Annotated in this window: 12 protein-coding genes; 6 read left to right on the top strand and 6 right to left on the bottom strand. The window is 71.0% G+C overall.

Annotated features, from left to right (window positions below; genetic code table 11):
• Together F7Q99_RS28245 and F7Q99_RS28240 are read left to right on the top strand one after the other, a co-directional pair.
• Positions 1-972, top strand: a complete 972-nt coding sequence (locus F7Q99_RS28245; protein WP_195911283.1) for a terpene synthase family protein — start codon at positions 1-3, stop codon at positions 970-972.
• Positions 973-1035: 63 nt separating this feature from the next.
• Positions 1036-2235 carry a cytochrome P450 gene (locus F7Q99_RS28240; RefSeq protein ID WP_153466791.1) on the top strand — a complete coding sequence of 400 codons (1200 nt, stop codon included), beginning with the start codon at positions 1036-1038 and terminating at the stop codon, positions 2233-2235.
• Between the two features lie 25 nt (positions 2236-2260).
• On the opposite strand, the gene F7Q99_RS28235 is transcribed toward F7Q99_RS28240, so the two are convergent.
• Positions 2261-2902 carry a hypothetical protein gene (locus tag F7Q99_RS28235; RefSeq protein WP_153466790.1) on the bottom strand — a complete coding sequence of 214 codons (642 nt, stop codon included), beginning with the start codon at positions 2900-2902 and terminating at the stop codon, positions 2261-2263.
• Between the two features lie 473 nt (positions 2903-3375).
• Here F7Q99_RS28235 and F7Q99_RS28230 point away from each other — a divergent pair, with 473 nt between their 5' ends.
• Positions 3376-6123 carry a helix-turn-helix transcriptional regulator gene (locus F7Q99_RS28230; protein ID WP_153466789.1) on the top strand — a complete coding sequence of 916 codons (2748 nt, stop codon included), beginning with the start codon at positions 3376-3378 and terminating at the stop codon, positions 6121-6123.
• A 341-nt stretch (positions 6124-6464) separates the two neighbouring features.
• Here F7Q99_RS28230 and F7Q99_RS28225 read toward each other — a convergent pair whose 3' ends face one another.
• The 3 genes from F7Q99_RS28225 to F7Q99_RS40535 all read right to left on the bottom strand — a co-directional run bounded on the left by F7Q99_RS28225 (position 6465) and on the right by F7Q99_RS40535 (position 8022).
• Entirely contained in the window at positions 6465-6605 is a 141-nt protein-coding gene (locus F7Q99_RS28225) for a hypothetical protein (RefSeq protein ID WP_153466788.1), read from the bottom strand.
• Positions 6606-6827: 222 nt separating this feature from the next.
• Positions 6828-7436: a hypothetical protein gene (locus F7Q99_RS28220; protein WP_153466787.1), complete on the bottom strand. Its 609-nt coding sequence runs from the start codon at positions 7434-7436 to the stop codon at positions 6828-6830.
• A gap of 439 nt (positions 7437-7875) precedes the next feature.
• Positions 7876-8022, bottom strand: a complete 147-nt coding sequence (locus tag F7Q99_RS40535) for a hypothetical protein (protein ID WP_195911329.1) — start codon at positions 8020-8022, stop codon at positions 7876-7878.
• Between the two features lie 108 nt (positions 8023-8130).
• Between F7Q99_RS40535 and F7Q99_RS40530 the strand changes: the two genes are divergently transcribed.
• Both F7Q99_RS40530 and F7Q99_RS28210 read left to right on the top strand, forming a co-directional pair.
• The gene (locus tag F7Q99_RS40530; RefSeq protein ID WP_195911328.1) at positions 8131-8454 is read left to right on the top strand and encodes a hypothetical protein; all 324 of its coding nucleotides are present in this window, start codon (positions 8131-8133) and stop codon (positions 8452-8454) included.
• A 910-nt stretch (positions 8455-9364) separates the two neighbouring features.
• Positions 9365-10378 (top strand): hypothetical protein, encoded by a 1014-nt coding sequence (locus tag F7Q99_RS28210; RefSeq protein WP_153466785.1) that lies wholly within the window; start codon positions 9365-9367, stop codon positions 10376-10378.
• A gap of 292 nt (positions 10379-10670) precedes the next feature.
• On the opposite strand, the gene F7Q99_RS28205 is transcribed toward F7Q99_RS28210, so the two are convergent.
• Together F7Q99_RS28205 and F7Q99_RS42750 are read right to left on the bottom strand one after the other, a co-directional pair.
• The gene (locus tag F7Q99_RS28205; RefSeq protein WP_153466784.1) at positions 10671-11207 is read right to left on the bottom strand and encodes an AAA family ATPase; all 537 of its coding nucleotides are present in this window, start codon (positions 11205-11207) and stop codon (positions 10671-10673) included.
• 136 nt (positions 11208-11343) lie between these two features.
• On the bottom strand, positions 11344-12363 hold the full coding sequence (locus F7Q99_RS42750; protein ID WP_195911282.1) for a hypothetical protein: 1020 nt from the start codon (positions 12361-12363) through the stop codon (positions 11344-11346).
• Positions 12364-12749: 386 nt separating this feature from the next.
• Here F7Q99_RS42750 and F7Q99_RS28195 point away from each other — a divergent pair, with 386 nt between their 5' ends.
• Positions 12750-14084, top strand: a complete 1335-nt coding sequence (locus F7Q99_RS28195; protein WP_326847282.1) for a cytochrome P450 — start codon at positions 12750-12752, stop codon at positions 14082-14084.
• Positions 14085-14218 lie beyond the last annotated feature (134 nt).

Genomic DNA, 14218 nt, shown 5'->3' with positions numbered 1-14218 from the left:
GTGCCCGGGTCCGTGACCGACAACAACCCTGGGCTCGCGGCCCCGGTTCCTGTCCCCTTTCCCCGCCGGATCAGTCCGGACTTCCGAGCCGCCCACGACCGCCACATCGCCTGGCCGAAGTCCTTCGGCTTCCTGTCCTCGGAAGCGGAGGAGGCCCACCATCTCAAGGGCCAGTTCCCGCTGATCGCGGCCATGTTCTATCCGAACGCGACCGGAGACGAACTGGACCTCGGAGTCGACCAGCAGAGCTGGTACTTCCTGTTCGACGACGCGCTCGACGAGGAGTGGGGCCGGTCGCCCGAGCGAGTCCGCTACCTCGTCGAACTCGTCAAGGAGGGCACCACCAGCGAGACGTCCCCGTTCCCCCTGGCCAGTGCCTTCGCCGACATGCGACGACGCAGCTGCCAGGACATGCCCGAGGACTGGATCCAGCGATCTGCAGTCCACTGGTCTTCCTACCTCGACCACCACGTCCACGAGGCGCGCAGCCGGCAGGCCGAGACCCCCATGTCCCTGGGCACGTACCTGCGCGTCCGGCGCCACACCATCGGCGTGGCACCGGTCATCGACCTTGCCGAGCGCCTGTCTTCGTGCGTCCTCCCTGACCACCTGTACGCGTTGCCGCACCTGTCGATCATGCGTGAGATGACGAAGACGTTCATCATCTGCGACAACGACATCGTCTCCCTGGACAAGGACGCGGCTCTGGGGGAGCCGAACAACCTCGTGCTCTGCCTGGAACGGGAACACGGGCTCTCCCGGCTGGAAGCGATCGAGAAGGTCCTCCGCCGCCAGAGCGAAGCCATGGAACTGTTCGCCAGCGCCCACCGCGCCCTTCTCGACGCAACGGCGACGAGCCACCTAGACCCGACCGAACGCAAACTGCTGCAGCGCTACTGCACGGAGGCACTGCAAACCACGATCCGTGGCGCCTACGACTGGCACCACACCTCCACCCGGTACCGCGTGTAGGCCGACGCTCGCCACCACAACAAGACGGCGTCCCCAGGATCGATCAGCTGAGGAGCATGCACCATGCCCGATCACCGCTCAGCGTCCTTCGTAGCCTCCGAACGGGACCGGACCTGCCCGTTCGACCCGTCACCGGACCTCCTCCGCATGCGCGAGGAGGACGGCCTGCCGCGCCTGCGCGTCCTCCATCCGGTGCGCGGCGAGATCGAAGCCGTTGTCATCACCAGGTACGGCGACGTCCGGGCCGCATTCGCGGACGAGCGCCTGGTGACGGGCAATGGCATCGACCCGACGCTGCCGCGCACCCTGTTCAACCACCCAGGCTTCCTGCCTGCCTACAGCGGTCCGGAGCACACCCGCCTCCGTCGCATGCTCACCGGCAGCTTCACCGTCCGCCAGGTCGAACAACTGCGGCCCGCGATTCAGACGATGGTCTCCGATCACCTCGACGCCATGATGGAACACGGACCCGTCGTCGACCTGGTCGAGGCGTTCGCCCTGCCCATCCCCTCACTGGCGATCTGCGAACTGCTCGACGTCCCGTACGGGACGCGGTCCATGTTCCAGCGCTGTTCCCAGGTGATCATGGACGGGACGGCCGACGCCGACCGCTTGGTGGCCGCCTCGGCCGAACTGAACGCGGCCATGGCGGACATCGTCACCCGCAACCGGGCCATCCCCGGGGAGGGAGTGCTGGGTACGGTGGTGCGGCAGCACGGCGCGGAGCTCACCGACGACGAACTCATCGGATTCGCAACCACCCTCCTCGTCGGGGGACACGAGACCACGGCGACCATGCTTGCCCTGAGCGTGCTGGCCCTGCTCCGCAATCCGGATCAACTCGCCGCCCTCCGCGACGACCCCACGGTCACCGGCACAGCCGTAGAGGAACTCCTGCGCCATCTCGCCATCCCCGCACCGCTCCTGCGCACGGCCGTGGCCGACGTCGACCTCAACGGCAACAGAATCGCCGAAGGCGAGCAGATACTGCTTTCTCCCCTGACCGCGAACCGCGACCCCGCCCTCGTCCCGGAGCGCCCCGACGACCTCGACCTCCGCCGCCGCCCGGTCGCCCAGTTGTCCTTCGGCTTCGGCACCCACCAGTGCCTCGGCCAGCAACTGGCCCGACTGGAACTGAAAATCGCCCTGCCGGCCCTGCTCCGCCGCTTCCCCACCCTCCGACTCGCCGTCCCCGAAGCCGCCCTCCGCTACCGCCAGGGCTCGACGGTCTACGGCGTCGAGGCGCTCCCTGTCACCTGGTAACCGGCTGGCCATTCACCTCCTGTCCCTAATCATCGGTGAGCAGCATCGCGGTGTCCCGTCCCCAGCTGGCCAGGGTGAGCAGCGCACCGACGCGCTCGCGGTGCTCTCCCCCGCCACGGGCCATGTGCTCCAGCCGGTCGGCCGCAGCGGGTATCCGATCGGCGAGGTCGTCGGCCGCGAGCAGATGCGTCACGGCGCCGAGTGCCGCCTCCCGGACCGTCTCGTCCTGGTCGTCCAGAAACGGCGTGATGGCGTCGAAGATCTGCGGCCGGACAGCCCGGCACGCACGCACGGCCTCCAGGGCGTCGGCGTCGTCCGCGTCCTGCGGACCAGCCGGAGCCTGCTCTTCCCAGGCCGCGGACTCGGCGAACTCTCCAAGCCATTCCAGCAGCGCTGCCCTGAGCAGCCGCCTGCGGTCGTCCCACGGGAAAAGCTCTCGTGAACGGCCAGCGTACGCGGATGCGGGAGAATCCCGGCAATGTACAGGGCCGCGGGCGCGGTCGCGGAGTAGGAGCGACCCCTGGTGGAGCACCGACATCTCCAACCGGCCCAGCGACGCGGCCTGGACCTCAGAATCCTCCTCCAGCAGCCCGCACAGATCGTCCGCAGTGGTCGCAGCCGGGCCATAGGCATGGGCGAGCGACGCCCAATCGGTGCTGTGAAGCACCCCCGCCGGGTCCAGGCACACGCCGTAGCGGAGATCTTGTGAGAGGACATGATCCGTATCCCGCACCCGGCCTCGGACAACCCCGCGCTGACCACTGCCGGACAGCCACGCCGGCAGCCGTGCCCCGTGGTCGACCGAGAGTAAGGTGCGGCCGGTCGCGCACTGTTCGCCGGCTTGGGCCGCACGGGCGCAGTGGTGGTCCGCCCGGCGCACTGCTTGTCAGGTGTCGGCTCGGCGCGACCGCGGAAGGGTGTGGGGCCGTAGGAAGGCGATGGCGCGTCGCAGATCGTCCGCTGTGCGAGCTCGGCCTGCCGCCCCGCCCTGGGGCCGGCCGATGTGACTGCTCCTGCGGAGTCGACCATGATGTCCCGGTGACCGGTGGCCCCGGGCACATGAGGAAGACCACCGGGTTCGAGGAGAACGCGTCGGCGGGTGGTCACGGAGAACGGATGCCGCATGGCAGGTGGGGGACCATGGACCCGTTGGACGCGCTTTTGATCGGTCGGGAGCGCGAGTTGGCCCTGCTGTCGTCGTTCGTGACCGCTCCTGGGGGACAGGCGCTGGTGCTGCGGGGCGAGGCGGGCGTGGGCAAGAGCGCCCTGGTCGGCCACGTGGCCGGTGTGGCTGTGCGGGAACGCCACGCGCTGATCCGGGTGACCGGGGTAGAGGCCGAGTCGGAACTGCCGTTCGCCGGGCTGCACCAGTGCCTCTACCCGCTGCTGGAGCGCACTGGCGAACTCGACACGCGGCAACGCTCCGTCCTCGAAGGGGTGTTCGGGCGCGGAAGCGGCGAGCCACCGTCCGTCATGTCCCTGGGCATCGCCGTGCTCGACCTGCTGGCCCTGGCCGGTGCCGATCGGCCGCTGACCTTGCTGATCGACGACGGCCAATGGCTGGACGACTCGAGCGCCGAGGTCTTCGGGTTCGTCGCCCGGCGGCTGTCGGCCGGTTCGGTGAAGATGTTGATCGCCCTGCGCGCCGACACGCGCTCGTCGTTCGACAACGCCCGCCTGCCCGAACTGCCCGTGGCAGCGCTGTCCGCCGATGCCGCCGGACGCCTCCTGGATCTGCACCACCCGCGGCTCGGCGAGCGCGTCCGCCGCACCGTCCTCGACCACGCCCAGGGCAACCCGCTGGCCCTGCACGAGCTCCCGCTCCACCTGGCCGCGCCACACCCCCTGGGCGGCCCGCTCGACGGCACCGCGCTCCCGTTGTCCCGACGCCTCCAACTCCTCTACGCCGCCCGGATCGAGCGTCTGGATCACGGTGCCCGCGCGGAACTCCTGCGCGGTGCCCTCGACGGCACCCTCGACCGGCTGCGGGGCGATGGCCACGGCCGCCGCTACCGGATGCGGAACGTCGAGCAGGCCGCCGCGTCCGGCCTGCTCGACGTTGACGCCGCCACCGGTAGCTTCGTATTCCGGCACCCGCTGGTCCGATCCGCAGTCGTCCAGCTGGCCACGCCCGACCAGCGCCGGGCCGCTCACGCCGAACTGGCCGGCGTGCACCGGGACGATGTCGAGCGGTACGCGGGCCACCTGGCCGCCGCGACCGTCGACCCGGACGAGTCCGTGGCCGAGGTGCTGCAGGCGGCGGCCGAGTCCACCGTTCGGCGCGGCGGGGCAGCCGCCGCGGTGACCTGGCTGACCCGCGCGGCGGAGCTGAGCGAGCGACCCGCTGACCGCTCGCGACGGCTCGCGGACGCGGCCTACATCGCCAGCCAGGCAGCCCTGCTGGACCAGGCCCAGCGGCTGCTCCACCGCTCGGTCGCGGAACCCGGCACAGCCGAGCCGCTGGCCGCCGTCCTCGCCTCCGCCCACGCCGACTTCGTCCAGGCCGGAGCGGTCCGGCCCGCGTTCCGGCGGCTCGCGGCGGCGATCGAGCGCCGGTTGGAGGGCGAGCCGAAGTCCGGTGACGAAACCCTGCCCCGCGCGGTGGACGCGCTGGTCACCATGGCCCACTACGCGGGGGACCCCGCCCTGTGGCAGCAGGCCGAGCGGATCCTCGAGGCCCTTGGGGAACGGGTCCACCCGCTGACCGCGATGTACCGGGACGCGAGCGCGGTTGCACGCAGCGGGGTGGGCCTGCGCGCCCGCCTGGAGCAGGCGTTCGCCGACCCGGCGCACCTCGCGCCCTGGGACCTGGCCCGACTGGCCGTCTGCGCGTCCCACGTCGACGTCCTGAGCCAGTACCGCACCCAGCTGCGGCGCGCAGTCGAGCGTGAGCAGGACGATGGCGCCGTCTCGAGTGCCATGATCCTGCTGCGGATGCTGATGCTCGACCAAATGTACTCCGGTGACTGGGACGAGGCGGAACGGACCGCGCAGCGCGCGCTGGAACTGGCCACCGAGCACGGCCACGTCCTGCTCGCTTACCACGGGCGGGCCTGTCTGGGGCAGCTCGCGGCCAGACAGGGGCGGCTCGACACGGCGCGGAAGTTGCAATCCGCCGTGGACGCCTGGGCCCGGCCGCGCGGCGTCGGCCTGCTCACCCAGATCACGGAGGCGATCGCCACCGGAACGGCGCTCACCGAAGGCGACTTCGAGGCGGCGTACCTGTATGCCATAGGCATGACGCCGCCGGGCAGCTTCGATCGGCACTCCCATCAGATCGCCCCCCGGGCCCTGCTCGAACTGCTGGAGGCCGCGCTCTACAGCGGCCGCCTGGAGGAGGCGCGCCGGCACGCCTTGGCAGCGTGCGAGGCGGGCCTGCCGCAGGCCTCTCCCCGGCTGGCCCTCTCCGCCTACGGCGGCCTCGCGATGACCGCGGACGATCCTGCGGAGGCGGCGCAGGCGTACGCCCGGGTCGAGGCGCACCCGGCAGCCCGGGACTTCCCCTTCGAACTGGCGCGCGTCCGGCTGGCGCACGCTGTCCGACTGCGGCAGCTGAGGGCACCGCGAGCGGCCCGGAAGGAACCGCTGCTGCTGGCCGCCACGGAGTTCAACCGCCTCGCCGCCACGGCGTGGGAGGCCCGGGCCCGCACCGAACTGCGGCACGCGGGCCTGCTCCCGGGCCCGTCGGCCCCGGACCTCGCGGTGCTGACCTGGCAGGAGCGCCGGATCGCCGAGCTCGCCGCCCGCGGCCTCACGAACAAGGACATCGGCAAGCGCACCGGGCTGTCACCACGCACCGTCAGCTCGCACCTCTACCGGGTCTTCCCCAAGCTGGGCATCACCTCGCGGGCCGCGCTGCGCGACGCGCTCGCCAGGCTGCCGGAGTAGCTCGCCGTGCAGGCGGCGGTAGCCCCAGGTCGGGTTCTCGTCGGCCAGGCGCAGCACCAGGGTGCGGACGGAGCCCACCGTCCGCGGTCGGCCTCCGCGCTTGGGCCGGGACCGGGCGGCATGACGACGGGCGGCCAGGTCGCGGTGCCAGCGCAGGACGGTGTCCGGCTGCACCGGCAAGCGCGTTCGACGCAGCGCCTGTGCCGGGAGTTGGTGCAGCAGGGCTGCGAGGAAGGCCCGGTCGCTCGCGTCGAACCGTACCCGCTGTCCGCTCAGCTGCCTTTCCAGCACCGTGATCTGATGGCGCAGGGCCAGGATCTCAACGTCTTTCTCGCGGTCACTCAGTCGAGGTACGGTCCGTCCGGCGCCGGCCACCCGGCCGCCCCCGGACGCGGATAGTCCTCTCCCGTCCGCGCCCACAGCAGCAGCTCGTCCGAGAGCGTGCCGACGTTGATGTCGCCCAGCTCAGAGTTGCGCATCATCGGCCGCAGCGCCTCGGCCTTCGGAGCGTCGGCGCTGTCGAGGATGAGGGCGGCCAGGAGGGCGGTGACCAGTGGGGCCTGGCGGCAACCCGTGCAGGACCTCGAGGACGTGCCTCACCTGGATCACCACCATCTGGGCGCGCACGCAAAGAAACGGCCGGTCGGTACTGTGAGCGACCGGCCGTTCCGGCTTGGCACGGCCCTCGTGTGCCCAGCTGCGGCTCAACTCATGAGGCAGGTGAGCTTTTCCACCGGGTTGCGGAGGTCCTCCTGGGCACGGCATTGGGCGCTGTAGACATCCTCGAACTTGGGGCTGATGAAGTGGACGTTCACGATCTCGGTGACGATGTTGACGTTCCCCTGAGCCACGATGGTGTTGTGGGCAAGCGCCACCTTTGACGTCTCATACGTCGCGCCATCCGTGACGCCGCCTTCACCGTAGATCAGATTGTTGGTGATCTTGGTGTAGATGGTGACCTCCTTCCCCTGGATGTTGTTGCCCACGATGGCAACCGTCCAGTCCTTGTGATTGCTCTGCCAGGCGTAATTGGTCCTCTGGTTCAAGGCGGACACGGTGGCGTACCCGAACCGGACGACCCAGTGGTGCCTGATCAGCGGGCGGCCGCCCGGGTGGTCCCGGGGGGGCGCCGGGTCACCCAGCTGCACGTCGCCGGACAAGTCCTGGGTCCCGATGCTCAGGCGATCCGCCACCGAACCTGACTGGGGCGCCGCGCCGGCCGGGGCGGCGATGCCGCCGGTGACGGCAATGGCCGCAGCCCCGGCGATCACGGCCATCTTCCACTTCCCGGCACGCCACTGACTGGTTGCCATCCCGGTACTCCTCGAGTTCGTGAGTCGACAAGCACGCGGGCACGTCCCCGCGCCCGCCACCGGGAACACCCGGCGCCCTCGACTCTTGCCGATCCGCACCCGGGCGCGCATCAGTCATTTGACTGCAAGACGCGGACGACCCGTAAGTGTGCGGCGCATGGGCTGGGCGACGGCCGGGGGCAGCTTGACGGCCGCCAAGTCGAAGTGCGCGCCTCCGGGAGGGGTGCCGCGCACCGCGGCCGTTCCGCCCGGTTGTGGCTGCCGGACGCGGCCAGCGGCGTCAGCACGGCCGAGACCGGCACCGAGGCCGGCACCATCCCGCAGCCGGGCGCCGTCGCTGCGCTGGCGCAGCCGGGGGTGCGTGGGCTCGGTGCACGCCCGCACGCTGAAGGAGCCGGCCCGTGCTCGAACCCCCGAGCGGGCTCGGGCCGGCCTTCCGCTACCGGAAGCGGACCATGATCTCGACCTGTCCCACCGTCAGGGTCAGGACCGGGGGCAGATGCGAGCCGAGCGCGGCCGCCAGGAGGCCGCTGATCCACGGAAGCCGCGCTGGCCTGGCCCTGAGCCTGCCGAGAATGTCATCCATGCAGCTCAAGGACTTGCTTGGTGGCTGCGGCAGGGAGGATCACTCGTGTTGCTCCGCCTGGCATACCTGACTGTTACCAACGCGTTCGCTGCCTTGAGGCTGCTGCCGATGAGCGACCGGGACAAGGATGTGGAGATCGCCACCGACCGCACCTTCCTCCCGGACATCCAGCGCCAACTCGCTGAGACGCAATCGTTGGTCGCCACCCGGCAGGCCCGGCACACCGAGCGCTACGGGGAGCCGATGAGCGAGGCCAACATCTGGCTGGAACAGCGCAACGCGGAGATCCGCAGCATGCAGCTGGAGATCGTTGCCCTCGAAGCCCAGCCCGCCGACAGCACCACCGTCGTCCGCGGCGCCGGCGTGCTCGGTCGAACCGGCTACCAGAACACCGCTACCACCCCAGACAGCAAAGGGACACAGCGAGCATGAGTACGCGGCTGACCGGCCCGAACCCTGAGTAGGGTCGGGGACTGGCGCGGTGGCTGATGCTCCGTTTCCAGTCCCCGCCTCTTCCTCGCAGCCGGCGGCTCCCCGCGAGGCGAGCCGGCATCGCCCGCGCCCTCGACAAACTGCTGCGCGACGCCGGCGGCGGACGACCACTTGAGGCACGAACGCCCGCCCCGCGGCCGCAGTCACTCCCCGACCACGCGCACACCGAGCGTGCGCGCAGCCGCGCCGCCCCTACGCGCAAGGCCTGCCGCCACTGGACCGCGACGCCATCGACCCCTTCCCCGACCTGGACCGCCCAGCCGCCGAGTTGTTCCTGCCCGACCCGGCCCCCGACCCGCAGCCCGGCCAGTCCCTCGACGAGTTCCTGGCCTGCGTCCTCAACACTCCCGACACCGGAAGTGTCCCCGACACACCCCCCGCACCCGGCCCGCAGCCCGAAGACGGGCCGAGCACCAGGCCCAAAGAGGACCGTTGAGCCCCCGCACGCGCACCGGCCCCGACCCGGTCTGCCCGCCGCCCGCCGCACCGCCCCTGGACACCGGGCCCGCGACCACGAGACGCGGCTGGCTGACCCGCCTGCGCCAGCCCACCATCGCGCCCAACCTGCAAGACTGCGCCCCCGCGGGCACCCCCGTCGACGAGGACGACCCCCGCGTTCGCTACCACGGCCGCCTCGGCAAGATCCCGACCACCGACATCAACAACGGCCTCAAGACCGCCCACCGCCTGCTCCTCCTCAACCGCGAGCCAGACCAGCGCGGCGCCGCCCACATCGCTATCGACAGCGACTGCCGCGGAACCGGAAAACGCTTCCTGGCCCACCACATCGGCCTCGGCCCACCAAGGCCGCCTGGAGAAGCTGCACGGCATCGACGAACACCGCATCCCCGTGGTCTGCATCAACACCCCGCTCTCCCCGGGCAGTTACGCCGAATGGTCCGCCGCCCTCGCCACGTTCCTGGGCTGGGACGTATACCGGCCGGGCACCGATCACCAGCCCCAGCCACGGATGAAGGACCTCACCGGCCCCGTCGTCCACGTTCTGCGAGGCGCCCGCACCAAACTCTGCCTCGTCGACGGCATCGACCGCCTCGGCCCCGCGGACCTCCAGCCCACCTTCGACTACTTCGACCACCTGGGCGACGAACTGGGCGGCCTGACCGTGTTCTGGAACGGCCTGGGCTCCAGCGACATCCTGCGAGAGGCCCGCACCCGCTCCAGCCCACTGCGCCGGGTCACCGAGAAGACCACCACGATCCGCCCCCGCACGGTGCCCACCCTGTGGGTCAACCGCATCCCGGGCCGGTCGAAGGAACACCCCGACGAGTGGGTCAAGGTCCTGGTATCCCTCAACGAACTACTCCGCCTGCACCGGCAACCGGCCAAAGGCCTCCTCGACCACGAGGAATTCCTCTACCTCGCCACCGACGGCCTCATGGAACACCTCGTCCCGCTCACAGGGACGGCCGCGCAACTCGCCATCCTCGGAGGCGACGAAGCCATCACCAGCAACCTCCTCAAAGAAGCCGCCGCCTACCTCGACATCCCCACCCCACCCACGCCCCAGGCACCCCCGAAAACGGCTGAGCCGCACCTTCACCGCCCGGACCCCGCCCAACCGGCCCCCGGGCAGGTTCGGGTCCCCCGCAACGCCCCGACCACCACACCCGAGGCGCTTCGCAACGCGGCCCAGCGCATCCGCGCGGTCCACGCCGCAGGCCATCTCCTCCAGACCACCGCCAGGACACGGAAACACACGGCCAGCCGCAACCCGTACCGGCACCACGTCGTACCGGCCCCCATCCTGCCGACCGATACCGGCACAACCCCGACCAGCGCCGAACACCACGAGCAGCCACCGGCCTCGGCATCCCGATCAACACCCCACATCACGAAGGCCTGAGACGGGCCCGTCCCAGGCCGCCAGCCGCTGGCCGCTCATGGAGTCTCAATCAATCTGCCAAATGTCTCAATTCAACTTGCAAACAACGATCAGACCTCGACGACCTGCACAAATGCCCCGCCACTCAGCGCCCTTGCCATGATCGACTCAGAATCAGCGTCTCAGCCAATCTGCAAACCTGCAGCTCACAGCATCAGCAAAGTTGCATGTTTTTTGAGACTGCACACCCGGCATGAGAGGCCATTCCACGCCCCACAACACCAACAGGTCACACTTGACCTCGGTCCGGGATTCACGGCACTTGCCAGGCGAAGGAGGGCCAGCGCCACGCGGCCCAGGCGTGCCAGTCGGCCCATGCCGGTGGGGGCGCGTCGAGGATCCGTCCACCCAGTTCGGCCGCGTCCGGCTCCTCGAAGTGGGCGTGCCCGTCGAGGATGTCGTCCTCGGTCATCGGCAGGGTCTCGTGCGGCATCGTCGCCCAGCGGTGGGCGATCCGGGCGCGCTGGGTGTCCGAGTCAACCGGGAGGTAGACCATCCGGCAGGCCCCGCCGGCGGACTGCGCCAGCCAGCGGATCGCGGTGCGCTCGTCCCGTCCCCAGCAGCCAAAGTCCACCACGACGTCGGCGCCCGCCCGCAGCGCCTCCAGACCGATCGTCAGCAGCCGCCCCTCAAGGACGTCCCGCTTGCCGTCGGCCTCGAGTCCGTCGAACAGCGGAATCATCCACTCATCGGGGCTCAGCCTGACCGCGCGGTGCCGCCCGGCGAGTCGACGGGCCTCCGTGGTCTTCCCGGCACCGGGCAGGCCCACCATCAGGAACAGCGTCGCCATGGCCCGATGATGGCAGCCCGCAAAAGCCCGGGGCGAGCAGTTTTCTCAGACCGTCGGGCCAGCGTCTCCGTATGGCCCGGCGACCCGCCATGTCGTGGTCCGCCAAGATCCACGAGCCCCCAGACACCAGCAGAGATCACACCCGCGCCTTCGGCGGGAAGAGCTTGGCGTGCAGCACCCGCTCCTCCCACCACGGATCGTCTGGAGTGGAGACCAGCGCGGCCACCAGCTCGCGCTTGGTCGGGGCGGGCAGCATCAGCGGGCCCAAGTCCTTTGCGGCGCGGGCCTGTACGCACTCGGGGCACTCCAGCTGGTCCGGCCGGGCCTTCTCCCGCAGCTCCAGCTTCGAGTCCTCCTTCCCCCCGATCGAGCCCCGGCACGTCCAGCACGGGCGCAGCGCGGCGTTCGCCGTGCGGGCGGCCTCCAGCTGTTCTTCGGCCTCCCGTTCCAGGCGCTCCGTGTGTTCCTGGTGGCAGGACCAGCAGCGGCCACCCGGCCGGCGGGTCCACTCGACCTGTCCCTGGCGGCCGTACTCCCAGGTGCTCTCCTCCTCGGGAACGTCGCCGCAGCCAGCGCAGACCAGGGAGTCCATCAGCTCCCGGTGGGCCTTGTGCTCCTCGTCCTCGCGGGCGGCCTGGCGCAGGTCGTAGGCGGCCCGGTTGTCCGGGTTCTCCAGCGCCTCGATCAGGGAGTGCCGGCCCGAGCGGCCGAAGCGCCACCACACCGGCCCGAGCGGCCCGTGCTCGGCCAGCAGCTCCAGGGTGGTCGCGACGATGGGCACCGCGTCGTCGTACTCGCGCCACCCGTCATCGTTGTCGTCGCGGACCTCCCTGCACCACCGGCCGAGCCAGCAGTCGACGGACAGCTCAGCGACGGCCTGCTGCCGGCCTGCCAGCGCGACCGGTCCGGCATCGGTGACGACCAGCGCGACCGGCGGATACCCGGCCCGGGAGTGCCGGGGCCAGGTACAGCGCCACCCGTGCACCATGCGGTCGGCCGGCTCCTGGCCGGAGCGGGCCGGATCGTTGTCGCGGACCCTGGTGCGGCACAGCTCGCGATACCGGGAGAACTTCGCCGCCACCCGCTCCACCGCCATGGTGGAGCGGTCGACCTCGACCATCAGCACCGGCACCCCGATCCCCGGGACCTGCCACACACCGTCCGGACGCACCTTCCGCTTCCCGCCCGGCAGCAGGCTGCCGGGGGGTTGACCTCGCCGGCACGCACGAGGGCGGCCGGCGCCACCGCGTCGTGCGCGCCGACGGCGTCATCGGTGAACGCGTGGGCCCGCTCGTCAGTCTCCCAACTCCCCTTTCCTACTGACCGGCAGTTTCGCAAGAGCTCCGCAGTCCAGGCGCGCGGCGGCGCCCGCGGATAGCCCGTCGGGCGCCCCCAGTGCGCCCGTTCAACACCAACCGCCGGACGGCGCACACAAGTTCGGCATGCGCTCTCATGTTCACCCAACCGCCGGGAGACGGCCGTTTCGCCGATCACGGCCAGGGAAGCTGCCGATCACCAACCCCCACACTCAAGGTGACGCCCGTGCCCACCCAGTACATTTTGACCACCGCCCCCGGCGCCCTGCCCCTGCTCGGCCACGCCCCCGCCTTCGTCCGACGCCCGTACGAGTTCGTGGCCGGCCTGCCCGCCCACGGCGACCTCGTCCGGCTCCGGCTCGGCCCGCTGGACGCCTACGTCGCCTGCCACCCCGACCTGGTCCGCCAGTTGCTCACCGAGCACCGCGTCTACGACAAGGGCGGGCTGATCTTCGACAGAGCCCGCGAGGTGTTCGGCGACGGCCTCATCACCTGCCCCGCCTCCGACCACCGGCGCCAACGCCGCCTGCTCCAGCCCGCATTCCACCGCGAACGGCTGCCCGGCTACGCCGCCATAATGGCCGAGGAGATAGCCGGCGCCATCGCGCCCTGGCGGAACGGCCAGGTGATCGACGTCCCCGCCGCGATGCACCGGCTCACCATCGCCGCCACTGCCCGCTGCCTCTTCGCCGCCCACGAACAGGCCGGCTCGCTGCCCGTCCACGACAGCATGAACATCGTCATCAAGGGCGTCGCCCGGCGGGTCATGATGCCGCTGCCCGGCCTCAACCGGATCCCCACCCCCGGCAACCACCGCTACCAGCGCGCCCGCGCCGACCTCGCCGAGATCACCAGACGCCTCATCGCCGCCTACCGCGCCGCCGGCACCGACCACCACGACCTGCTCTCCATACTGCTCGCCGCCCGCGACGACGACGGACGGGGCCTGTCCGACGAGGAGATCCACGACCAGATGGTCACCTTCCTGCTCGCCGGGATGGAGACCACCGCCGCCACCCTCTCCTGGGCCTGGACCCTGCTCGCCGCCCACCCGTCCGTCCGCGAACGGCTGCACACCGAGCTCGACACCGTCCTCGACGGCCGCCCCGCCCGACACGAGGACCTGCCCGCCCTCCCGCTGACCACCCGCATCGTCACCGAGACCCTGCGGCTCTACCCACCCGCCTGGATCCTCAGCCGGGTCGTCGCCGACGGTGACGCGGAGCTCGGCGGCCACCGCGTCCCGGCCGGCGCCACCATCCTGTACAGCCCGTACCTGCTGCACCGCCGGGCCGACCTGTTCCCCGCCCTCGACCGCTTCGACCCCGACCGCTGGCTCACCAACTCCCGCCCCACGCCAGGCACCTACACCCCCTTCGGGGCCGGCGCCCGCCGCTGCATCGGCGACGCCGTCGGCACCACCGAGGCCACCCTCGCCATCGCCACCATCGCCACCCACTGGTCGCTCACTCCGATCCCCGGCCGCCCGATCCGCCCAACCCGCGGCTCCTCGATGACCCCGCGACCGTTCACAGCCACCCTGACCCGCCGACCGCGGTGACCGGACATCAGCAACCGAAGTGCACGCCGGCCAACACCACATTGACCGCGGCGCCCCCAACGATGCCCAACAAGGCGTTACGGCGCACCACAGATGGAGCCCACGGCGACGGCGAAAGCCGCCACCGGCGCGAG

This window comes from Streptomyces kaniharaensis (genome assembly GCF_009569385.1).
Classification (GTDB): Bacteria; Actinomycetota; Actinomycetes; order Streptomycetales; family Streptomycetaceae; genus Kitasatospora; species Kitasatospora kaniharaensis.
This window is presented reverse-complemented; position numbering and strand designations above follow the sequence as displayed.

What these genes read in the sequence shown, in the direction of transcription:
- F7Q99_RS40530 (WP_195911328.1), top strand. Translation starts at nt 8,131, where the DNA reads ATGAGCGACCGGGACAAGGATGTGGAGATCGCCACCGACCGCACCTTC.
- F7Q99_RS28240 (WP_153466791.1), top strand. Translation starts at nt 1,036, where the DNA reads ATGCCCGATCACCGCTCAGCGTCCTTCGTAGCCTCCGAACGGGACCGG.
- F7Q99_RS28220 (WP_153466787.1), bottom strand. Translation starts at nt 7,436, where the DNA reads ATGGCAACCAGTCAGTGGCGTGCCGGGAAGTGGAAGATGGCCGTGATC.
- F7Q99_RS28205 (WP_153466784.1), bottom strand. Translation starts at nt 11,207, where the DNA reads ATGGCGACGCTGTTCCTGATGGTGGGCCTGCCCGGTGCCGGGAAGACC.
- F7Q99_RS28230 (WP_153466789.1), top strand. Translation starts at nt 3,376, where the DNA reads ATGGACCCGTTGGACGCGCTTTTGATCGGTCGGGAGCGCGAGTTGGCC.
- F7Q99_RS28225 (WP_153466788.1), bottom strand. Translation starts at nt 6,605, where the DNA reads ATGATGCGCAACTCTGAGCTGGGCGACATCAACGTCGGCACGCTCTCG.
- F7Q99_RS40535 (WP_195911329.1), bottom strand. Translation starts at nt 8,022, where the DNA reads ATGGATGACATTCTCGGCAGGCTCAGGGCCAGGCCAGCGCGGCTTCCG.